Origin of the sequence: Rhodococcus sp. 24CO (assembly GCF_050586165.1) — a bacterium.
Classification (GTDB): domain Bacteria; phylum Actinomycetota; class Actinomycetes; order Mycobacteriales; family Mycobacteriaceae; genus Rhodococcus_F.
Genome location: NZ_JAZFNF010000007.1, coordinates 434,560 through 457,010 on the forward strand (window position 1 = coordinate 434,560; position 22,451 = coordinate 457,010).

Here is a 22,451-nt window from a genome sequence, read left to right on the forward strand (position 1 = left end):
CACCCCAGACTTTGCCCGCGAAAGGAATCTAGACATGAGCGCGATTCGCGTCGGATCAGCCCCCGACTCCTGGGGCGTGTGGTTTCCGGAGGACCCTCAGCAGACCCCGTACACCCGATTCCTCGACGAGGTCTCCGCGTCGGGATACGAATGGATCGAACTCGGCCCGTTCGGATACCTTCCGACTGATCCAGCCGAGCTGGCTGACGAACTCGACGCCCGCGGCCTGAAACTCTCCGCCGGTACGGTTTTCGAACGCCTGCACCAGAACGATTCCTGGGATGCCGTCTGGCACCAGATCGAGGACGTAGCCAAGTTGACCGCTGCCGTCGGCGGCAGGCACGTCGTTGTCATCCCCGAGATGTGGCGTGATCCTTCCACCGGTGAGGTACTCGAAGATCGCACTCTGACGCGAGAGCAGTGGCGCAAGAAGACCGACGGCATGAACGCTCTCGGAAAAGCGATGCTCGAGGAATACGGCGTCATGGCGCAGTACCACCCGCATGCCGACAGTCATGTGGATATCGAGGACAACGTCTACAAGTTCCTCGAAGGGACCGACGAGCGTTTCGTGAACCTGTGCCTCGACACCGGCCACATCAGCTACTGCGGCGGCGACAACCTCGCAATCATCAACAAGTATCCGGAGCGCATCGGGTACCTGCATCTCAAGCAGGTTGATCCGGCAATCGTCGCCAAGGTGGAGGCGGAGGATCTGCCGTTCGGTGAGGCCGTCAAACTCGGCGCGATGATCGAGCCACCGCACGGAATCCCGGACATGCCACCGCTTCTGGAGGCCGTCGAAAAGCTCGGCATCGACGTGTTCGCGATGGTCGAGCAGGACATGTATCCCTGCGATCCCGACACACCGCTGCCCATCGCGCAGCGCACCCGAAAGTACCTGTCCACCTGCGGCGTCCCCGCCGTCCGTTTCAGCTGAGCAACACCAGCGAGGAGTACCACCGCATGTCTGACAACCAGGATCTCCGGATCGCAGTGCTCGGCGTCGGCATCATGGGGGCCCATCATGTCGACCGCATCACCAACAAGATCGGCGGTGCCCGCGTCACCGTCGTCAACGACTACGCACTGGCCCGCGCCGAGGAAATCGCAGCGCTGACGCCAAGGTCACGTGTTGTGGTCGATCCTTTCGACGCCATCGCAGCCGACGACGTCGACGCCGTCGTACTCGCAACTCCCGGCCCCACGCATGAAGAGCAGGTACTCGCCTGCCTCGAAGTAGGCAAGCCGGTTCTCTGCGAAAAGCCGCTGACCACCGACGCGGACAGTTCACTGGCGATCGTCAAAGCCGAAGCAGCGCTGGGCAAGAAACTGATCCAGGTCGGTTTCATGCGTCGGTTCGACCACGAATACACCCAGCTCAAGGATTTGATCGACAGCGGCGATCTCGGTCGACCGCTCGTGGTGCACTGCACTCACCGCAACCCCGCGGTTCCGAACGGTTTCGACAGCGCGATGATCGTCAAGGACTCACTCGTCCACGAGGTCGACGTGACCCGATTCCTGCTCGACGAAGAGATCACCTCGGTACAGATCATTCGGCCGTCCGCGAATTCGCTCGCTCCCGAAGGTATTCAGGATCCGCAGATCGCAATCTTCGAGACCGCGTCAGGCAGGCACGTCGACGCCGAGGTTTTTGTCACCACCGGAGTTGCCTACGAGGTGCGCACCGAGGTTGTGGGCGAACTCGGCAGTGCGATGATCGGACTGGACGTGGGATTGATCCGAAAGACCAAGCCCGGCAACTGGGGTGGTCAGATCACCCCCGGATTCCGCGAGCGCTTCGGGCAAGCCTACGACACCGAGTTCGCCCGCTGGATCAAGGCCGTGAAGAGCGGCGCCGATACCGGCAACTACATCGACGGCCCAGGCTCCTGGGACGGTTACGCCGCTGCTGCCGTCTGCGCTGCCGGCGTGAAGTCTCTCGAGTCTGGCCAACGCGTCGTGGTCGACATGGTTCCGCGAGCCTCGGTAGCCGGAGCGTAATCGATGAAGATCGTACGGCACCGGCACCGCCATCTTCACGAACGACGGCGGTGCGGCCCGACGCTTCCACAACGAGGTGGAGGTCGGCATTGTCGATCGGTTTACTTGACCGCCGGATGGTAGGTCAGAACCTGAACACCCGAGTTGTATCGACGATCCTCGACCAACTCCAGCACGATCTTGTCCTCCGATTCCGGGAACACCTTCCCACCGGACCCGAGGATCACCGGGAAAACCATCAGACGCAGCTCGTCAACCAGGCCGGCCAACAGCAATGCGTGAACAAGAGTCCGGCTGCCCGCCACCAGAATTTCGCCGTCGATCTGTTCCTTGAGCTTCGGCACGGACTCCTCGATGGGACCCTCGAGTGCCGTCGAGTTGTTCCACTCGAGCGGCTCTGAGCTGCTCGTGACAACGTACTTCGGCATCTCGTTCATCTTGTCTGCGAAGCCTTGGTCGTCTTCGCGCTCAGGCCAGGCACCGGCAAAACTCTCGTAGGTCCGGCGACCGAGCAGGAGCACGTCCGCGGCGAGGGTTTCGTCGAGTTTGAACTTCATCTGGTCGCCCTCCTGATACGGAAAGACCCATCCTGTGTGCGCATAGCCCGGTTCACCTCCCGGCGCCTCCATGACCATGTCCAGAGACACGAATTCCGTCACCACAATCTTGCCCATACCGATCCCCTGCCCTGACGTGTGCATCGATCGAACGACTGACCTATTCACTGTCTCAGACTGCGCGCCGATTCGGCGGTTACGCGCAATGCGCCTACCCTCGGATAACGATGATGTGGCGTCGAGCGTGTGCAGTGGTTGTTGCCGGAACAGTGATCTCCGGAATCGGAGGAATGTCTGGAGTTGCAGGTACTGCACTCGCCCAACCGGTACCACCGCCGACAACGTCGGCACCGTTCACCACGCCAAATACCGATAGTTGCCCGTTCACGAGCCTCCCGGCTCCCGCTGTGGACCTCTCGGAGGTTCCCGCGCCCGGAACAACCGTGCCCGCGCCCGTGCCGGTACCAGGCGATCCGGTCGGCGGGGACCGACTCGGCGGTTGCGGTGTCGTCCTACCGGCCGGCGCGCCGCCACTGCCCGCCGACATCGCCGCCTCCGGCTGGGTAGTCGCAGACGCGGAAACCGGTGATGTGCTCGCCGCCAAAGATCCGCACGGCCGGTACCGTCCCGCCAGCACCATCAAGATGCTTCTGGCGCTCGTCGCGCTCGACACGTTGAATCTCGATACCGTCGTCACCGCCACCGCGGAGGACGCAAATGCCGAAGGCAGCGCCGTCGGACTCGGCAAAGGCGGCACCTACACCAACCGGCAGCTCATGCAGGGGCTGGTCATGGCGTCGGGCAACGACGCCGCCCATGCCCTGGCCCGTCAGCTCGGGGGTGACGACGCCACCGTGAAGAAGATGAACGCCCTGGCCCTAGAGCTCGGTGCACTCGACACCCGCACCGCAACACCCTCCGGACTGGACGGCCCGGGAATGAGCAGTTCACCCTACGACCTTGCGGTGATATTCCATACGGCACTGCAGAATACGACGTTCGCCGAGTTGATCCACACCGAGACGGTTCAATTTCCGGGCTTCCCCAAGGACCCCACGATCCCCGACGACCAGGACCGGCCCGGATTCACCCTCGCGAACGACAACCAACTGCTCTACAACTACGACGGTGCACTGGGCGGCAAGACCGGCTTCACCGACGACGCCCGTCATACCTACGTCGGCGCGGCCGAGCGGAACGGCCGAACCCTGCTGGTCACATTGATGGGCGGCGAAGCACAGCCGATCCGTCCGTGGGAGCAGGCAGCCCGCCTTCTCGACTACGGATTCGGTCTGTCCCCCACGATGACCGTCGGAACGCTGACCGATACCTCGACCGACCGCAGCCAACCGAAGGCCGCCACCGCCACGACGCCGGGGGCACCCGCCGCAGTGTCCGCAGCCGGCACGTCCCCGGACGCCGGATTCAGCTCGACGGCGCGCACTGCCGTCGCCGTCGGCGGCACCGTCGTAATCCTCGGTCTGATTCTAGGGGCGATCGTGATGAACCGTCGACGCCGTTAGCGATCGGTGCCGTGACTGCAACTGGGGCCGTAACTACGGTGTGACGATCGCGAAATCGGGGTCAGGGCTGTCGAGGTAGCTGATCAATTCGGTGACGCTCTGCGCATTTCCGCCTGTTTGGACGGTGCCGTCGGCGATCATCGCGTCCAGACCTTTGCCTCCCAGTAGCGCGGCGAGAAGATCGGGTCGCGTCAGGGTGAAGGCCGCGTCGGGGTCGGGCACAGGCCCGTCGACGTCGAAATGCACCAGAACGCCGTTGCGCAACTGACTGCGGTGCACGACACCCTCGTCGCTGATGTGCCAGTCGATCGTGATGTCGGCAGACCACGCACTGGGTCCGTCCACTCGGAGAGCGATCGCATCAAAGGCCTGCTCGACGGTGAGCGCAGCCGAAATATCCGGCGAAGCGGTGACGATCGGTGTCCCGACCGACCCGTTGCGGAGCTCGTACGCACCCATGAGGAAGAAGTTGCGCCACGTGCCGTTTTCGGATCCGTACCCGAGCTGTTCGAGGGTGTCGGCCTGGAGCGCCTTGGCGTCGGCGTTGTCAGGCTCGGCGAAGATCAGGTAGTTCAATACCTGTGCAACCCAACGGAAATCACCGCCGGCGTAGGATTCGCGCGCCTTACTCAGCGTTTCGTCGGCGCCGCCCATGAATTCGACATGCCGTTTCGCGGATTCGACTGGAGTGTGTTCCCACAGTGTGGCCGGGTTTCCGTCGAACCAGCCCATGTAGCGCTGGTAGATCGCCTTGACGTTGTGACTGACCGAACCGTAGTAGCCGTGGGTGTGCCAGGCCTGGGCCACTGCTGGCGGGAGTTCGATCTCCTCGGCGATCTCGATTCCGTTGGAGCCCTTGTTGATCGCCCGCAGTGTCTGATCGTGCAGATACCCGTACAGGTCACGCTGGATCGACAGGAACTCGGTGAGCCGCTCGGTTCCCCACGTCGGCCAATGGTGCGAGGCGAACAGAACATCGGTGCTAGCGGCGTATCGGTTGATCGATTCGGTCAGGTACTTCGCCCAGATGTGCGGGTCGCGGACGAGCGCACCTCGCAGGGTCAGCAGGTTGTGCAAGGTATGAGTGGCATTTTCGGCCATGCACAACGCTCGACGGTCAGGAAAGAAGAAGTTCATCTCCGAGGGCGCCTCGGTACCTGGAGTGAGCTGGAACTCGATCCGAACCCCGTCCACCGTCGCGGTCTGACCGGTGTGGTCGATATCGACGGTGGGCGTGATGAGGGTCGGAGTTCCGGTCGAGGTGGTGGGACCGAGCCCGGCCCCTACTGCGCCCCGATCCCCCCGGGGCAGTGCTGCGCCGTACATATATGCGGACCGGCGGGCCATGGCAGCTCCCGCGTACACGTTCTCGGCGACGGCATGCTCGACAAACCCCTTCGGTGCCAGGATGGGGCAACGGCCCGCGGCAACGTCCTCTTCGGTGGTGACACCTTTGACACCGCCGAAGTGATCGATATGGCAGTGGGAGTAAATCACTCCGGTCACCGGCCGATCGCCACGGTGCTCGCGGTACAACTTCAGCCCAGCGGCTGCGGTTTCGGCAGAAATCAACGGATCGATGACGATCACTCCGGTATCGCCTTCGACGAGGGTCATGTTCGACAGGTCGAGGCCACGGATCTGGTAGATGCCGTCGGTGACTTCGAATAAGCCCTGACGTGCGCACAACTTCGACTGACGCCACAGGCTGGGGTGGACCGTGGGTGGGCAGTCCTGCTCGAGGAACCCGAATGCGTCGCTGTCCCAGACCGCTTCCCCATCCGCATCCGTCACAACCCCGGGGGTCAAGGACACGATGAAGCCCCGCTCCACATCAGCAACATCCTGGCCGTCTCCGAACGGAAGTGTCCGCAATGCTTCCTTGTGCGCAGACTGCACACTCGCGCTCGCATCTGCCTGAATGCTCATGAAAATCCCTTCCACCGTGACATGTTCGGATCGGACTCTCTGCGCAGCCTCTCATCCGTGAGCGCCGCGCGACCTCACCCAAGACGGGTGAATCCCCCTGGCGATGCACATGCAGTTCACCCTTTGAGGATGAAAGTGGGACTGCCCGTACGGCATACAGTGTGGGCAGATCACCTACGTCCCCACCGGCGAAGGAGCAGCACGATGAGCCAGGTTCCAGCTGGAAGACCAACGGCCCCAACGGTCGATGCCTCGCGGCTATGGGCAGGCGGCGCTGCAACGGCACTGGTCGCGGCCCTGACCGCAGTTGTGGGTCTGCTGATCGTACGAGGACTTCTCGACATTCCGGTCATCACACCCGCGACAACGCCGGGGAACTCCCAAACAGGTTCCCTCGCCATCGGTGCCGCCGTCGCAGCTCTCGTCGCCACCGCGCTTTTGCATGTTCTCATCGTCTCGACGCCACGCGCATCGAACTTCTTCGGGTGGATCGGAATGCTCGCGACGATCGCCGCCGCACTGTGGCCGTTCAGCGCAGCGGCCACAACAGCCTCGAAAATCGGCAGTGCAGCAATCTATTTCATGGTCGGGATCGCTATTGTCTCGTTACTCACCGGTGTCGCAGCATCCGCACGGACATGACGGCCGATCCTGCTCCCGCGCATGAAGGGTGAATCGCGTATGAAGGGTGAACAATGCGAGTACTGATTCTCGGTGGTGACGGATTCTGCGGTTGGCCGAGCGCGCTTCATCTTTCGGCGCACGGACATGAGGTCACGATCGCCGACAGCCTCGTTCGACGACGAATCGACGACGAACTCGGAGTGCAGTCACTCACTCCCATTTCTCCTCTGTCAGAGCGAGTTCAGGCCTGGTCCGACGTGACGGGACACCGCATCGACGCCGTCGAATTCGATCTCGCCCGCGATTACGAGGCGTTGACGGAGTTGCTGACTACGTTTCGCCCGGAGGTGATCGTGCACTTCGCCGAGCAGCGTGCGGCACCGTATTCGATGAAATCACCGGACCTCAAGCGCTACACGATCGACAACAATCTCAATGCGACTCACAATCTGCTGGCCGCGCTCGTGCACACGGGCATCGACGCTCATGTGGTTCATCTCGGAACGATGGGTGTGTACGGATACGAGTCGGTACCGATGGATCTACCCGAGGGGTATCTCACCGTGACCTACCCCGACCGGAACGGGCGCTCCCATACCCGCGAAATCCTCTACCCCACCGCACCCGGGAGCGTGTATCACCTGACCAAGTCGTTGGACCAGTTGGTGTTTCAGTTCTACGCGCGCAACGACGGCGTACGCATCACCGATCTGCATCAGGGGATCGTGTGGGGCACTCAAACCGACGAGACGAATCTCGATCCTCGACTGATCAACCGCTTCGACTACGACGGTGACTTCGGGACGGTGCTCAACCGGTTTCTGGTGCAGGCTGCGGTCGGCCATCCTCTCACCGTGCACGGGACGGGAGGGCAAACGCGAGCCTTCATCAACATCCGAGATACGGTGCGCTGCATACGATTGGCCGCCGAAACCGAGGCCGCCGTCGACGGCCGGGTGCGCGTGATGAACCAGGTGACCGAAACCCATAAGGTGGCTGACCTGGCTCGCATGGTTGCGCAGACGGTCGGCGCAGACATCACCGAGGTGCCCAATCCGCGGGCCGAAGCCGACGAAAACCAGCTCAGCGCTCGCAACGACACCTTGATCGGACTGGGTCTCGAACCGACCAGATTGGCCACCGGACTACTGAAGGAGTCGGTCGAGATCGCACAAAAATACACCGATCGCGTCGACGTGAGCCGAATTCCATGCACGTCCTACTGGAACAGGAACCGGAGTTCGGTGGCTACGGAGCAGGTCAAGTGACCGGCGGAGGCGCGCCCGTAGATCCCGGGAACTCGCACGACGACGAGGGGCGTACTCAACCTGCTGCTCCGGAATCCGGATACTTCCGGGGTGAGCGCGGCCGGACCGTCCCACGTTCCGCGTGGTGGATCCTGGGGGCGGCATTGGCACTTCTGCTGGTCTTCGTGCTGGTGCGGCCGTTGTGGTTCACCCGCGACGTGGACGATACGAGCCTGGACGTCCCGGCAGATCGTCACTTCACAAAATCGTTGTCGGGCGCCGGCTACGAGGACGGCGTCTGGCTCACCGACGATTCCCCGTCGACTAGTTTTGCCGTCACCTTCCCCGCAGACTCGGCGCGCCGCGAGACTCGTCTCCGCTTGACCGGAACGACGCAGGTGGCCGAGGACAGCGTTGTCTTCTTGATCGTGAGAATGGATGGGCAGCAGGTTTACAAGAGTGAGGTGGCACGGGGAAACAACGGACTCGACGTGATTGTCGATGTCCCGGAAGGACTGTCGAGCGACGGTCAGGTCCGTGTTCAGGTCCAGATCGAGGGAACCCTGGACAACCGGACGTGTACCCCCGACCATGCGGCCGGTATGCAGGTCCACCTCGATCCTGCGAGTGTGGTGGAGGCAGCGCTCATCGAGCGTGTACACACCGTGCGGGATGCGGTCGTGTCGTGGGATCGTCGCCTCACCATCGTGCTTGCCGATCAGAACGACGAGTGGCGCACTACGGCGGCACAGATGGGAATCGGGTTGACCCGAGCCGGGTACGAGGTGACCTATTCGGATGAAGTTCCGAGTTCCGACGCGGAGAATGCGTTGCTCATCGGCCCTGCCGAAAAGGTAGCCGACCTCGGTTGGTCCACCTCCGGTGAGACCGACGCCGGCGACGGTATCGTGCTCGGAACAGTAGACGACTCCCCTGTCATCGGAGTCCTTGCGCCTGACGGAGACCTGATCTCGAGATTCCTCACCCTCCCCGCGGTAGCCACCGCCGATTCGGATCGGAGCGATCCACGGGCGCTCGACACGTCACCGGTCGTCGGCACCGAGGTGGGCTTGAATGCGCTTGGCGCAGACACCTCCGCCACGAACATTGCCGACGATCACCGATGGCGGATCGGCTACTCACTTGCCGACTTGCCCGGTGGTCTTCTGCCGCAATCGATTCGGGTGGTCATGGCGCTTCCGGCCTCACCCGACGATCTCACGTGGATTCTCAACGTCCAACTCAACGGGCAGCTGGTCGACAGTCGCAGGCTCGACGGGCAGTCGACGCAGGTCGTTGTCCCCTTGCCCGCGGCGGCGCAACTGCTGGAGAACTCACTGACTCTGACCGTCCAACGCGACCGCGACCGCGGTGGCTGCGACGTGCGTGTGACTACCTACCCGATACAACTCGAGCCCACATCGGCTCTCCTGCTCGGCGACGATCTCGGGGCCGGCTTCACGGCGCTACCGAAGGCGTTGGCCCCGGGGTTTGCCGTCTACTCGCCGGATGCCGCGCAAGCAAGTGCGGTCGACGAACTCAACGCCACCATTGCAACGCTGACGAAATTCATTCCGGCTCAATATAATCCGGAGTTCTTCTGGAACACTCCACCGGCGCCGGGCAGACCGTTCGTACTGATCGGAGAAAGCCCGGCGGTGAACCCGCCCGTACGGATCGATGACGGTCGCATCCTGGCAGGATCCGCCGACCCCACCCTCGACATCACCTCGTTCGATGACGGAATGATCGTCGAAACTGCAACCAGCACAACAGGTGCCGGCGGCCTGGTCATCGAGTACGTCGGGAAGCCCGGGACCATACCCGTGCCGGACTTCGGCAGCGAATCCGCTCGAGTAGTCACGTCGCAGGGCAGTTTTGTGGTCGATACCGACGGCCCCATTGCTCCCAACTCCCCCGCACGGGTAATCGCACCGAGATGACCGACGTCAAGCACGATCCAATTGAGGCCGGAGGGGTCATCGACCACTTTCGGTCGGTCGACAGCGCGCCGGCGGACTATGCCGTCGATCGTCCGCCGAGCGGAACCAACGGATTCCTGGTCACGTTCGCAGGACTGTCGATCATCGCCATGTGCATTCGAACATTTCTGGTGCATTCCGGTCTCGTCGACCTGCCACGAGACCTGGTCATCCTGTCCGACGGGCGAGGAACCGTCGTCTTCCCCCTGAGACTGTTTCTCGTGATGTTCTTCCTGACATACGCCATCCATGCCTACTCGAACATCTGGCGCAGAGCCTTCATCGCAGTATCCCTACTGGGCAAGTACGCACTGTTCTGCGTCGTCATCGACACTCTCGCATGGCTACTCCACGGGGCCGGGATCATCTCGATCTCGGCCTTCGGAGCCCAGATGATCTCGGGGCTGATCGCACTGGGCATCTTCCCGCACACCATCCTGCGGCAAGCTCAACTGCCACCCCAAGGCCCACTGCCCCTCGACCCGCGAATACCCCTGAGCGCCTTCCTCAAGCTGGCGGGTTGCCTGGCATTCGCGATCGCGGGTGCAGCGATCGCACTCAACGTCCTCTACGACCTCGTCGAAGTCCTGAAAAGCTGGGCGATACTCGGCGGTATCGGCGCGGGGGTGTTCCTGATGCAACAACTCCTGGCAGTCTCGACGGCAGCACTGGGCATGCGAGCACTGAAAAAGTCACGTCGCCAAGAGTTCTCACCGCCCGCAGCAATTCTCGTTCCCGCACACAACGAGGCCCACGACATCGAGGACACCATCGTCGCAGTCGACAAGGCCGCCCAGACTTATCCCGGACAAATCCATCTCTACGTCGTCGACAATGCATCCACCGACTCCACACACGATGTCGCCGAACGGATCATCCGCGAGTGCACCAACATCACCGGCACCGTGCTCGACTGCCCGACCCCGGGGAAAGCCATCGCACTGAACATGGGAATCGAGCACATCACGGAAGAGTTCGTCGTACGCATCGACGCCGACACGGTCATCGGGCCACGCTGCCTCGAGACCGCGATGCGCCACTTCGCCAACCCGCACGTCGGCTGCGTCGGCGGGATACCGATGCCCCGCGAGGAAAGAACCTGGATCGACAAATGCCGATTGATCGAGGTGTACATGCGCCACGGCTTCTTCCAGGTGTCCCTCGACGGATACCAAGGCGTCATGGGCATTCCCGGCATGTTCGCCATCTACCGCCGGAGCCAACTGCTCGAAGTCGGCGGCATCGTGCAAGGAATGAACGGCGAAGACACCGACATCTGCATGCGCCTTGCCGCTGCCGGCTATCACAGTGTGGCGGATCCGAGCGCCGTGTACTACAGCGAAACCCCCGCGTCCTACGCCCATCTACGTGAACAGCGAACACGATGGTTCCGCAGCATCTACCACCTCAGCGCACGCAATCGCGCGATTCTGTTCGACCGACAAACGATGATCGGCACCTTCGTGCTTCCGTTCAACCTGGTCAACGCGGCCCGACGCGCGATGCTCGCGCCACTGCTCCTCTTCGCCACAATTGCCGGATTGGCGTTCCAATCGACGTTCACGACCCTGCAATGGCAACCCATCGTGGCCACCCTGTTGGGGATGTCGATGGTCATGACCGTTGTCGTCTGCTTGATCTGGCGGCCGAGTTCGGTGAAGTACATTCCCGCGTACCTCTGTTTCCGACTACTACGCAGCTACTTCACCCTGGCATCGACGCTCAGCCTGATCTATCCACCGATGCACCCACATCTACCCCGAACACTGCTACGCCAGAAGCGTGCCTAGCGATTCTTTTTTCGAACGAGCCCCGACAGTCCGAGACCGGCCAAAGCGCCCGTTCCGATCAATGCGACGGCGCGCGAGGCAGACATTCCGTCGGCGACGACAACGCGCGGCGCGATGATCGCCGGATCGGGCGGCGGGATGTAGGCCAGTGCCATGCTTTCCGTGGTCGTCGCAGCCCAGGCGGTGCAGAACAACAGCATGCGCGAAGCGGTGAACACGAACACGAGCAAACCGATGATCGGCCCGAATGCAACGCCGGCCGGGCCGCTACTGACCGCCGAAAGATAGATCGCACCAACTTGTTTGAACACTTCGAATACCAGAGCTGCCATCAGCGCCGCACGGGCGGCGCTGCGTAGAGTCACCGGTTCACGGGGCAAACGTGCGATCACCCACAGGAACACCGCCCAGGTTGCCAGGATCGACAGCACAGTCGACAACACTCGCAGTCCGACGCCGACACCGGTGATGTTCTCGAGATTGAGCCACACGACAACCTGGCGCGCTACCGGCCCACTGCTGAGCGCCGACATGCCGAGTGAAATGACCAAGGCCGCGCCCAGACCGAGCAGTGCACCGATGTCACCGACTTTGGTTCTGACAAACCCTTTGGAGTCACGCTTGCTCTCCCACATCGCAGTGAGCGCGTCGCGGACATTGGCCATCCAGCCCAGGCCCGCGTACGACGCGACAAGAAGGCCGACAACACCAACACTGGCACGAGAGGCGATTGCCGAGTCGATCAAGCTGTTGATGGTGTCACCGAGGCTGCCGGGGATGGATTTGGTGATCTCTTCCTGAATCGAAGTCAGGTATTCGGGGTGGCCGGCCAACACAAAACCGGCCACCGCGAACCCAACCATCATGATCGGAATCAACGCGAGGACGCTGAAGTACGTGATTCCGGCGGCGTAGTAGTCGCCCTTCTGGTTCTGAAATCGCATACCCGCCCGAACGATGTGATCGAGCCACGGCCGCGCTGCCCGCTGCTTGTCGAGAAAGCTCGGCTCCTCGACGACAACTGATTCAGCCACAGATGCTCCCCCTATTTCTGTATCGACCTGTTTCGTGTCATCCGGTCGCGATCCCCGCGATCAACCCTTGGGTGGCAAGAACCCGACCTTCTCGTACACGGTCGCAAGCGTGCGGGACGAGACCTCACGCGCCCGGTGCGCGCCGGCGGCAATGATGCGATCCAGTTCGGCCTCATCGGCAAGATAGCCGTCGACCTTGGCCTTGAGCGGAGTCACGAACTGCGCCAACACGTCCGCGGTATCAGTCTTGAGATCGCCGTATCCCTTACCTTCGTAGCCCGCGACCAAAGTCTCGATCGGAACACCGGACAGAGCCGACTGAATGGTGAGCAAGTTGCTGACGCCAGGCTTGGCCTGCGGGTCGAAGCGGATCTCACGCTCGTTGTCGGTGACTGCCGACTTGATCTTCTTGGCCGACACCTTGGGATCGTCGAGCAAATTGATCAGACCGGCATCGCTCGCGGCCGACTTGCTCATCTTCGACGTCGGGTCCTGCAGGTCGTAGATCTTGGCGGTGCCCTTGATGATCTGAGGTTCAGGAACCACAAACGACTTGCCGTAGCGCGAGTTGAAGCGGTTCGCGAGGTCGCGGGCAAGCTCGAGGTGCTGACGCTGATCCTCACCGACCGGAACGCGCTGCGGGCGGTACAGCAAGATATCGGCGGCCATCAGAACCGGGTAGGTGAACAGCCCGACACTGGCGTTGTCACTGCCCTGCTTGGACGACTTGTCCTTGAACTGCGTCATGCGACTGGCCTCGCCGAAACCGGTGATGCAATTCAGAACCCACGCAAGCTGAGCATGCTCGGGAACCTGACTCTGGACGAAGATCGTTGCGCGGTCGGGGTCGATTCCGATTGCCAGTAGCTGCGCCACGGCAACCTTGGTGCGTCGACGCAGTTCCTTGGGGTCCTGCGTCACGGTGATGGCATGCAAGTCCGGAACGAAGTAGAAAGCGTCGAATTCATCCTGCAACCCCACCCACTGCTGCAATGCGCCCAGGTAGTTACCGAGGTGGAAGGAATCCGACGTCGGCTGGATACCGGAAAGCACGCGAGGCTTTGCCGTGGGCTTCTGTTCTGCAGGGGTCGACATGCTTCCGATCTTTCCACGAGGGCGATTCACTGAGTGTGTGTGGTCTCCGGGTAGCGGAGCACCGTGAGTTCCGAAGCAAAAGATTCTTCGGAGTCCGAGCCGAACTGGTAGGCGGTACCGAACGTGGTGGGCGCCCATTCCCCGGCGTAGAAATCCATCGACTCGCGGAACCACGGCAACTGATCAGGTTCGCCGCGCAGCAGCAGCTCAGCCTCCCGAACCAGAACGATAAACCCGGCGCCAAGGCCGAGCACGTCGTCGAGGTCACGCATGACGTCGTCGAAGGCGTCCTTGTTGCGACCGAAGTGTGACGGAAATTGAAATGCTGCCGCAAACTCGTCGAAGACCTGCGCGGTGGTCTGCATGTGCGATCCGCGAACTGTGCGCACAACAAGATCGCGCATACGGAGATCACGCGCCAACTCGTCCAGAAGCGCCGGCTCTCCTGACACTGCCACCGACGAGACGCCGGATTCCGGGTCGAGCCACCGATCCACACCGACAGTTCCGTGATCATCCATCAGCGAATCCTTGTGAAGGTCTCGTAGTGATCGAGGGTGTACCACGCGGAACCGTCGTTTCCGGTGACGATCCGCTCGGCATCACGCCCCTGACCACTCTTCTTCGGATTGACGTCCCACTCCTGATAGACAACCCGGCCACCGCCGGCACCGACTGCTGGCAACCTGCCCTCGCTGTTGCGGAAGGTGACGCCGCCCTTGGTTCCCACCGCATTCGCGGAGTCCGGCCACCGTCCGGCGTCGATCTCCACCAACGTGGCGAGTACCCGCGCAGGGGCATCGCTGCTCGCTTTCTGGGTCGACTTCTGGGCTGACGACGTCGATTGCGCCGCCTTGGTAGTCGCCCCGGGCTTGACCTGAGTTGATGTCACCGCCGAACTCGACGTGGTCGAGGTAGCCGAGCCGGCCGTTGCCGAACTGCCGGAATCCTGCGACGACAGCACAATCGCCAGCACAACAGCGACAACTGCAACGACGACGGTGCCTACGGCCTTCAGTGTTTTGGCGCTCGGCATCTTCGAACCTTCGGGCATTGGAGTGCCTTACCGGTAGGAAACGGTGACGGGAGCGTGATCGGACCAACGCAGATCGTAGGATTCCGCACGTTCGATCAACCCGGCCTTGGCGCGCTCGGCAAATGCTCGGGTTGCCACCTGGTAGTCGATGCGCCAGCCGGAGTCGTTGTCGAACGCCTTACCGCGGTACGACCACCACGAGTACGGTCCCTCGACGCCCGGATGCAGTGCCCGGAACACGTCGACCCACTGGGACTCGTCTGCAAACAGAACGTCCATCCACTCACGCTCGCTGGGCAGGAAGCCCGAGGACTTCTTGTTGCCCTTCCAGTTCTTCAAGTCGGCTTCGTTGTGCGCGATATTCCAGTCACCACTGACCACAACGTGTCGCCCGGCCGTCTCGGCCGCTGCGGCGGTGACCGCGAGGTGAGCCGCGAACGAACTCATGAACCGTTCTTTCGCCTCTTGCTTCGGGGTCAGGGCTTCCCCTGTCGGCAGGTAGAGACTTGCCACCGTGAGGTCGGCAAAATCCGCTTCGATGTAGCGTCCGGCGTCCTGAAATTCGTCGTCACCGAAACCGATGCGGACGGCGTCGGCTTCGATCCGGGACAGGACTGCCACGCCGTTGCGGCCCTTCGCCGACGGCTCGGCCGAAACGAGGAACCAGCCGTTCGACAGAGCGGGTTCGAGAGTCTCGTGCAACTGCTTGTCGGATGCTCGGGTTTCCTGAAGACAGATGAAATCCGCGTCGGTCTTCTCGAGCCATTCGGTCATTCCCTTGCGGGCTGCGGCACGAATGCCGTTGACGTTCACCGATGTGATCGTGTGAGGCGCGAGAATATGAGAGTCAGCTGTTTGTGGCACGGCAAGCACCGTAGCCGATGGAGCCGACGTGTTCTCAGTTCGCGGCTCTACGCTGCAGGATCACTGCAACCGCCAGGACACCGACGCCGGCGAGCGCAAGAAGAGAACCGACGGCCGCTGGCGCGGTGTAACCGAAACCTGCGGCGATCACTACCCCACCGATCCAGGCGCCGAATGCGTTCGCGATGTTGAGGGCGGCGTGGTTGAGCGATGCTGCCAAGGTCTGGGCGTCCTCGGCAACGTCCATCAACCGGGTCTGAAGCCCCGGAACCATGGACGCACCAGCCAGCCCGATGAGAAAGACGAAGAGCAACGCCGTGTACGGATTGCGAACGGCGAGAACAAAGACCGCGAGAATGATCGCCAGCGACGCCATCGATACGAACAGGCCCTTCATGAGCGCCCGGTCAGCGAGGTAGCCACCGACGAAGTTGCCGGCCACCATGCCCAGCCCGTAGAGCATGAGCGCCAGCGGAACAAACGACGCACCCAGCCCGGAGACGTCGGTCAACGTCGTGCTGATGTACGTGTACACGGCAAACATGCCGCCGAATCCGACCATGCCGACGATCAGAGTCATCCACACCTGGATCCGGCCAAGAGCCTTGAGTTCGGTGATCGGGTTGGTGATCGGCATAGCGTCGAGGCGCGGGATCCAGACGAGCAGCGACGCCACAGTGACGACACCGATGACTGCGACCAATGCGAATGCACTCCGCCATCCCAAGGTCTGCCCGAGCCATGCGGCAGCCGGCACACCGACGACGTTGGCGACGGAGAGACCCATCATCACCATGGCAACGGCTTTGGCACGTTTACCCGGTTCAGCCAGGTGCGCCGCAACGAGGGCGGCAACACCGAAGTAGGCACCGTGCGGCAACCCGGCGACAAACCGGGCGAGCATCAGCGTGGTGTACGACGGCGCGAACACCGACGCGGCATTGCCCACCGTGAACGCGATCATGAGCGCGATCAGCAATGTGCGTCGCGGGATCCGAGCAGTCAGCGCCGCGATGAGCGGCGCGCCGACCACAACACCGAGCGCATACGCGGAAATGACATGACCGGCGGTGGGCTCGGACACCCCCAACCCGGTTGCCATCTCCGGCAGGAGACCCATTGCCACGAACTCGGTGGTGCCGATTCCGAATCCGCCGAGTGCCAACGCGAGCATCGCCGGACCCCTGGCAGACCGAGCCCCGGATGTCGGGGCATCAGGGCGGGAGAGGGTAGACGAAGTCACTGGTCAATTGTGGTCGCACCCTTGGTTGAACTTCCAAGTGAGAGCGGGTGAGTTCGCTCACGTGAGACTGCAGACACAGAGCAGACACAGATGGGACGCCCGGAGTCCGGGCGTCCCATCTGGAAAGTGCAGCTGTGGAACTTACTACTTGGCTGCCATCGACTTCTGCAGGTTCACATCGAGCGCACCGAGGAATTCTTCGGTGGTCAGGTAACCCTGGTCGCCGCCGACCAGCATCGAGAGGTCCTTGGTCATCTGGCCGCTTTCGACGGTCTTGATGACAACGTCTTCGAGCTGCTGCGCGAAGCCGATGACCTCAGGGGTGTTGTCGAGCTTGCCGCGGTGCTCGAGCCCACGGGTCCACGCGAAGATGGACGCGATCGGGTTGGTCGAGGTGGGCTTGCCCTGCTGGTGCTGACGGTAGTGACGCGTGACGGTGCCGTGAGCAGCCTCTGCCTCACAGGTCTTTCCGTCCGGTGTCAGCAGAACCGACGTCATGAGGCCGAGCGAGCCGAAGCCCTGAGCCACTGTGTCGGACTGGACGTCGCCGTCGTAGTTCTTGCATGCCCAGACGTAGCCGCCCTCCCACTTGAGTGCGGAAGCGACCATGTCGTCGATGAGGCGGTGTTCGTAGGTCAGACCAGCGGCATCGAACTCAGCCTTGAACTCGGTCTCGTAGACGTGCTGGAAGATGTCCTTGAAGGCACCGTCGTACGCCTTGAGAATGGTGTTCTTGGTGGACAGATACACCGGGTAGTTCTGCTGCAGACCATAGGTGAGCGACGCACGAGCGAAGTCACGGATGGAATCGTTGAAGTTGTACTGCCCCTGGACGATGCCGCCATTCTCGGGGAAGTTGACCAGTTCGTGCTCGATCGGTGCGCTTCCGTCCTCAGGCGTGTAGGTGATCATCACCTTGCCGGGGCCGGGGACCTTGAAGTCTGTGGCGCGGTACTGGTCACCGAATGCGTGACGGCCGATGATGATCGGCTTGGTCCAGCCCGGGACGAGTCGCGGAACGTTCGAGATGATGATCGGTGCGCGGAAGATCGTGCCGCCGAGAATGTTGCGGATCGTTCCGTTCGGGGAACGCCACATCTTCTTGAGACCGAATTCCTCGACACGAGCCTCGTCCGGCGTGATGGTGGCGCACTTGACGCCCACGCCGTGCTTCTGGATCGCGTGTGCGGCGTCGATGGTGACCTGGTCATCCGTCTCGTCGCGGTATTCGATACCGAGGTCGTAGTACTCGAGGTTCACATCGAGGTACGGGTGGATCAACTTGTCTTTGATGAACTGCCAGATAATGCGTGTCATCTCGTCGCCGTCGAGTTCGACGACGGTGCCCTCAACCTTTATTTTGGACATGGGTGCTTCGCGTCCTCCTAGGAAGTTTCCCCTGGTTACACGGTTGCGGTCACACTTTGTGAGTGAGTCCGCGAACGGTTCGATTATCAAACCTAGACTGTGTGGACTGATCCCGGGAGATGAGTCCCAAACAAGACAAGCGTACTGCTAACCCTGGGAGCCGCAACCGGCAGCCCCTCCTCCAAGTCACTACTCGTCGGTAACTTTTGCCTGCTAGCGGGCACCCTCACGTCGAATGGCGACTGGTGACACCGCACACTTCGACCCGCGTCATCCTTCGGCTTCACTCCCGGTAGAATTCAGCTCGGTCATGAGTACCAGCGTCAAGCCCCGGCTCGCTGGACGGCAACCCTCCAACCGCGGTGGGGTGCCCCGGGTGATGACCAGGTCGCCTCGAGGCGAAACTGCGCAATTGCAGTTTCACCGGATTTCCAGGCGACAAGCGCGGGTCCGACAGGGACGGACCCCAGACCGGGCCGAGCCCCACGGAGGTTTTTCAGTATGTGTCGCACTTGTAGATAGACCCCAGCACGGGGCGGCGATCATTCGCCCCCGTCCGACAGCTATCCGTCAGACCACTGGAGTACACAAATCATGACCGACATCTCAGCTAACTGGTCCTTCGAGACCAAGCAGGTCCACGCCGGACAAACCGCAGACACCGCCACCAACGCGCGCGCACTGCCGATCTACCAGACCACCAGCTACGTCTTCGACAGCACCGACCACGCCGCCGCGTTGTTCGGTCTGGCTGAGCCGGGCAACATCTACACGCGCATCATGAACCCGACGCAGGACGCCGTCGAGCAGCGCATCGCTGCACTCGAAGGTGGTGTCGCGGCACTCCTCCTGTCCTCGGGTCAGGCTGCCGAAACCCTCGCAATCCTCAACCTCGCAGAGGCCGGAGACCATATCGTTGCCAGCCCCTACCTGTACGGCGGCACCTACAACCTCCTGCACTACACGCTTCGCAAGCTCGGCATCGAAGTCACGTTCGTCGAGGATCCCGACAACCTCGACCACTGGCGCGAAGCCATCCGCCCGAACACCAAGGCATTTTTCGGCGAAACGATCGCAAATCCCAAGAACCACATCCTCGACATCCCCGGGATCTCAGCGGTGGCTCATGAGAACGGCCTCCCCCTGATCGTCGACAACACCGTCGCGACGCCCTACTTGCTTCGCCCCCTCGAACACGGCGCCGACATCGTCCTGCACTCCGCCACCAAATACCTCGGCGGACACGGCACGGCTATCGCCGGCGTCATCGTCGACGGCGGTACTTTCGACTGGACGCAAGGCCGGCACACCAACTTCACCACCCCCGACCCGAGCTACCACGGCGTCACCTTCGCCGACCTCGGCGCACCCGCCTACGTTCTCAAGGCGCGTGTACAACTGCTGCGCGACCTCGGCTCCGCCGTCGCACCGTTCAACGCGTTCCTCATCGCCCAGGGCATCGAAACGTTGAGCCTGCGCATCGAGCGCCATGTCTCCAACGCTCAGCAGGTGGCCGAATTCCTCGAAGGCCACCAGGCCGTCGCGTCCGTCTCCTACGCCGGACTCCCCTCCTCGCCGTGGTACGAACGCGGAAAGCAGCTGACCCCCAAGGGAACCGGCGCCATCGTCACGTTCGAACTACCCGGCGGCGTCGACGCCGGCAAGAAGTTCGTCAACGCCCTGACGCTGCACAGCCACGTCGCCAACATCGGTGACGTCCGCTCCCTCGTCATCCACCCCGCCTCCACCACTCACGCCCAACTCACCCCCGAGGAACAACTCGCCGCCGGCGTCACCCCCGGTCTCGTCCGCCTCGCCGTCGGAATCGAAGGCATCGCCGACATCCTCGCCGATCTCGAAACCGGCCTCACCGCGGCGGCAGCGTCTTGACCGTCAACGAGGCTCAGACACCGGTCGCGGATGTCCTGCCGCCCCCGGACGGCCGAGTCGGAACCGTCGACATCGGCTCGCTGCAACTCGAGAACGGCGCGGTGCTGCCGTCGGTATCGCTTGCGGTTCAACGGTGGGGCGAACTGTCCCCGAACCGCGACAACGTCGTGCTCGTGGAACATGCATTGACCGGCGACTCACACGTCACCGGTCCGTCGTCCGAGAATCAGCCGTCACCCGGTTGGTGGAACGGAATGGTTGGCCCGGGCGAACCTGTCGACACAGGCGAATGGTGTGTCATCGCCACCAATGTTCTGGGCGGTTGTCGCGGCACCACCGGTCCGAGTTCCCTTGCCGAGGACGGCAAACCGTGGGGTAGCCGGTTTCCCGGCATCTCCATTCGGGATCAGGTCGCAGCCGAGAAGAAGCTGATCGACCTGCTCGGCATCGATCGACTGGCTTCGGTAGTCGGCGGTTCCATGGGCGGAATGCGCACCCTCGAATGGGCTGTGTCGTACCCCGAGAATCTGAACTCCGCATTGGTACTGGCTACGGGTTCACGCGCGACAGCCGATCAAATCGGTACCCAGACAACACAAATCGCCGCCATCATGTCCGACCCCGATTGGCAGGGCGGCAATTACCACGGAACCGGGCGTACGCCCCGGGCCGGACTCGGTATCGCGAGGCGCATCGCGCACCTCACCTACCGCGCGGAATCGGAACTCGACACACGTTTCGAAAACACCGCCCAGGGACATGAAAACCCCTGGAACGGCGGGCGATACGCGGTTCAGAGCTATCTGGAACATCAGGCCGACAAGCTCGTGTCGCGTTTCGATCCCAGCACCTACGTGTTGTTGACCGAGGCGATGAACCGTCACGACATCGGCCGCGGACGCGGTGGTGTCGCAGCGGCTTTGGCGTCCATTACCGTGCCGGTCGTCGTTGGCGGAGTCGATTCCGATCGCCTCTACCCGCTGCGCCTGCAGGAAGAGATCGCCGCCGGAATCCCGACGTGCACCGGTCTCGAAATCCTCAATTCCAAGGACGGGCACGACGGCTTCCTCACCGAAGCCGACGCCGTAGCAAAACTGTTGCGCCGCACAATGGAATTGGCGCGCACGACGCGCTGAGCATTCAGCTTCCGGTCAGACTTCCGAGCGATCCGGTCGACGCCGTCTGCCCGCCGAGGGCTATCGAGTGGTAGGCCCCGGCCGCGACGGCGGTATATCCGTCTCCGGTCGGGGCACCGCCCAGTTGCCCGTTCTCGTTGTTGCCCCAGGCCGTGACCGTGCCGTCGGCAGACAGCGCCACCGAGTGCCGGAAGCCGCCCGCGATCGCGGTGAAACCGCCGCCGGTCGGGGTACCGGTGCGCTGCCCGTACTCGTTGCTGCCCCAGATCACGATGTGACCGTCGGCGGTCAACGCGAGGGAATGGTCCTCGCCAGCGGCGACCGCGATGAACCCACCCTCGGTCGGTAGCCCGTCACGCTGCCCTTCCGCACTACCGCCCCACATGGTGATGTGACCGTCGGTAGTGAGCGCCACGGAATGGAAGTTACCGGCGGCGATTGCGGTGAAGCCACCCTCGGTCGGAATATCGGTCCGCTGCCCGTACTCCTTGCTGCCCCAGTCGACGATCGTTCCTTCGGGAGTCAACGCCAGCCCGTGGTAGGTACCGGCAGCAATCCTGGTGAACCCACCACGTGCCGGGAGATCGTCTTGTTGCCCGAATTCGGAGCTTCCCCACGCGGCAATGTGCCCGTCGGCCGTCAGCGCCACCGCGTGATCCTCACCCGCAGCGATCGCGGTGAAGCCGCCACCGGTCGGAACGCCGTCGCGCTCTCCCCACGCGCTGTGTCCCCACGCGGCGATGTGGCCATCGGTGGTCAGTGCCACCGAATGATGGTCGCCGGCAGCAAGCGCGGCGACGCCGCCCCGAAGCGGGACGCCGTCGCGCTGATTGTCGTCGGTCCCGCCCCACATGGTGACGGCGCCAGGACTCGAAACGGGAACACCTACCGGCACAGCGGCGGCGCCCGTTGCGGTGGCAAGCGCAAGCACTCCCACACCGACAGCAGCAACGAGCAGTCGAAAGTGCCTACCTGAGAGATTTATTCGTCGCTTCATGCGGTTCCTTGTTCGCCGGTGATGTGGCTCTACGGACAATGACTATCACGTTCGAGGTAGGAAATGTCCCGTTCTCCGACAGAGCTGACTCCTCCCCTTCCGTCAATGTCAGAAGAACCACAGCTGATC

Annotated in this window: 19 protein-coding genes and 1 riboswitch; of the genes, 9 read left to right on the forward strand and 10 right to left on the reverse strand. The window is 62.5% G+C overall.

Annotated features, from left to right (window positions below):
• The first annotated feature begins 34 nt into the window (after positions 1–34).
• Both V2B23_RS19840 and V2B23_RS19845 read left to right on the forward strand, forming a co-directional pair.
• Complete coding sequence (locus V2B23_RS19840) at positions 35–940, forward strand: sugar phosphate isomerase/epimerase family protein (protein WP_430951901.1); 906 nt, start codon at positions 35–37, stop codon at positions 938–940.
• 26 nt (positions 941–966) lie between these two features.
• Positions 967–2,007, forward strand: a complete 1,041-nt coding sequence (locus V2B23_RS19845) for a Gfo/Idh/MocA family protein (RefSeq protein WP_430951902.1) — start codon at positions 967–969, stop codon at positions 2,005–2,007.
• Positions 2,008–2,108: 101 nt separating this feature from the next.
• On the opposite strand, the gene V2B23_RS19850 is transcribed toward V2B23_RS19845, so the two are convergent.
• A complete protein-coding gene (locus V2B23_RS19850; RefSeq protein ID WP_430951903.1) occupies positions 2,109–2,732 on the reverse strand; it encodes a dihydrofolate reductase family protein in 624 nt (207 codons plus the stop codon).
• Positions 2,733–2,791: 59 nt separating this feature from the next.
• On the opposite strand from V2B23_RS19850, the gene V2B23_RS19855 reads away from it, so the two are divergent.
• On the forward strand, positions 2,792–4,087 hold the full coding sequence (locus V2B23_RS19855) for a serine hydrolase (protein WP_430951904.1): 1,296 nt from the start codon (positions 2,792–2,794) through the stop codon (positions 4,085–4,087).
• 33 nt (positions 4,088–4,120) lie between these two features.
• On the opposite strand, the gene V2B23_RS19860 is transcribed toward V2B23_RS19855, so the two are convergent.
• Positions 4,121–6,016 carry an alkyl/aryl-sulfatase gene (locus V2B23_RS19860; protein WP_430951905.1) on the reverse strand — a complete coding sequence of 632 codons (1,896 nt, stop codon included), beginning with the start codon at positions 6,014–6,016 and terminating at the stop codon, positions 4,121–4,123.
• Positions 6,017–6,220: 204 nt separating this feature from the next.
• On the opposite strand from V2B23_RS19860, the gene V2B23_RS19865 reads away from it, so the two are divergent.
• Genes V2B23_RS19865 through V2B23_RS19880 form a run of 4 tightly spaced genes read left to right on the forward strand, consistent with a single transcriptional unit; the run spans position 6,221 to position 11,659 of the window.
• Positions 6,221–6,658: a DUF6069 family protein gene (locus tag V2B23_RS19865; RefSeq protein ID WP_430951906.1), complete on the forward strand. Its 438-nt coding sequence runs from the start codon at positions 6,221–6,223 to the stop codon at positions 6,656–6,658.
• A gap of 53 nt (positions 6,659–6,711) precedes the next feature.
• Positions 6,712–7,908: an NAD-dependent epimerase/dehydratase family protein gene (locus V2B23_RS19870; RefSeq protein WP_430951907.1), complete on the forward strand. Its 1,197-nt coding sequence runs from the start codon at positions 6,712–6,714 to the stop codon at positions 7,906–7,908.
• Positions 7,851–9,830, forward strand: a complete 1,980-nt coding sequence (locus V2B23_RS19875; protein ID WP_430951908.1) for a hypothetical protein — start codon at positions 7,851–7,853, stop codon at positions 9,828–9,830. The genes V2B23_RS19870 and V2B23_RS19875 overlap by 58 nt, the downstream gene beginning before the upstream one ends.
• Positions 9,827–11,659: a glycosyltransferase gene (locus V2B23_RS19880; RefSeq protein ID WP_430951909.1), complete on the forward strand. Its 1,833-nt coding sequence runs from the start codon at positions 9,827–9,829 to the stop codon at positions 11,657–11,659. Before V2B23_RS19875 ends, V2B23_RS19880 begins: the two co-directional genes overlap by 4 nt.
• Here V2B23_RS19880 and yhjD read toward each other — a convergent pair.
• The 7 genes from yhjD to V2B23_RS19915 all read right to left on the reverse strand — a co-directional run bounded on the left by yhjD (position 11,656) and on the right by V2B23_RS19915 (position 18,299).
• Positions 11,656–12,693 (reverse strand): inner membrane protein YhjD, encoded by a 1,038-nt coding sequence (yhjD, locus tag V2B23_RS19885; protein WP_430951910.1) that lies wholly within the window; start codon positions 12,691–12,693, stop codon positions 11,656–11,658. The genes V2B23_RS19880 and yhjD overlap by 4 nt on opposite strands.
• A 60-nt stretch (positions 12,694–12,753) precedes the next feature.
• Positions 12,754–13,788: a tryptophan--tRNA ligase gene (trpS, locus tag V2B23_RS19890; protein WP_045070708.1), complete on the reverse strand. Its 1,035-nt coding sequence runs from the start codon at positions 13,786–13,788 to the stop codon at positions 12,754–12,756.
• Between the two features lie 26 nt (positions 13,789–13,814).
• Positions 13,815–14,309 (reverse strand): barstar family protein, encoded by a 495-nt coding sequence (locus V2B23_RS19895; RefSeq protein ID WP_430951911.1) that lies wholly within the window; start codon positions 14,307–14,309, stop codon positions 13,815–13,817.
• Positions 14,309–14,824: a ribonuclease domain-containing protein gene (locus V2B23_RS19900; RefSeq protein WP_430951912.1), complete on the reverse strand. Its 516-nt coding sequence runs from the start codon at positions 14,822–14,824 to the stop codon at positions 14,309–14,311. The genes V2B23_RS19895 and V2B23_RS19900 overlap by 1 nt, the downstream gene beginning before the upstream one ends.
• Before the next feature lie 27 nt (positions 14,825–14,851).
• Positions 14,852–15,697 carry an exodeoxyribonuclease III gene (locus V2B23_RS19905; RefSeq protein ID WP_430951913.1) on the reverse strand — a complete coding sequence of 282 codons (846 nt, stop codon included), beginning with the start codon at positions 15,695–15,697 and terminating at the stop codon, positions 14,852–14,854.
• 25 nt (positions 15,698–15,722) lie between these two features.
• Complete coding sequence (locus tag V2B23_RS19910) at positions 15,723–16,862, reverse strand: MFS transporter (protein WP_430951971.1); 1,140 nt, start codon at positions 16,860–16,862, stop codon at positions 15,723–15,725.
• A gap of 213 nt (positions 16,863–17,075) precedes the next feature.
• Entirely contained in the window at positions 17,076–18,299 is a 1,224-nt protein-coding gene (locus tag V2B23_RS19915) for an NADP-dependent isocitrate dehydrogenase (RefSeq protein ID WP_092801454.1), read from the reverse strand.
• Positions 18,300–18,605: 306 nt separating this feature from the next.
• Positions 18,606–18,750: riboswitch (SAM riboswitch) on the forward strand.
• A gap of 143 nt (positions 18,751–18,893) precedes the next feature.
• On the opposite strand from V2B23_RS19915, the gene V2B23_RS19920 reads away from it, so the two are divergent.
• Positions 18,894–20,189, forward strand: coding sequence for a bifunctional o-acetylhomoserine/o-acetylserine sulfhydrylase (locus V2B23_RS19920; protein ID WP_430951914.1), 1,296 nt, complete (start codon positions 18,894–18,896; stop codon positions 20,187–20,189).
• Entirely contained in the window at positions 20,186–21,325 is a 1,140-nt protein-coding gene (metX, locus tag V2B23_RS19925) for a homoserine O-acetyltransferase MetX (RefSeq protein WP_430951915.1), read from the forward strand. The genes V2B23_RS19920 and metX overlap by 4 nt, the downstream gene beginning before the upstream one ends.
• 4 nt (positions 21,326–21,329) lie before the next feature.
• On the opposite strand, the gene V2B23_RS19930 is transcribed toward metX, so the two are convergent.
• Entirely contained in the window at positions 21,330–22,322 is a 993-nt protein-coding gene (locus V2B23_RS19930) for an RCC1 domain-containing protein (RefSeq protein WP_430951916.1), read from the reverse strand.
• Positions 22,323–22,451: the final 129 nt, after the last annotated feature.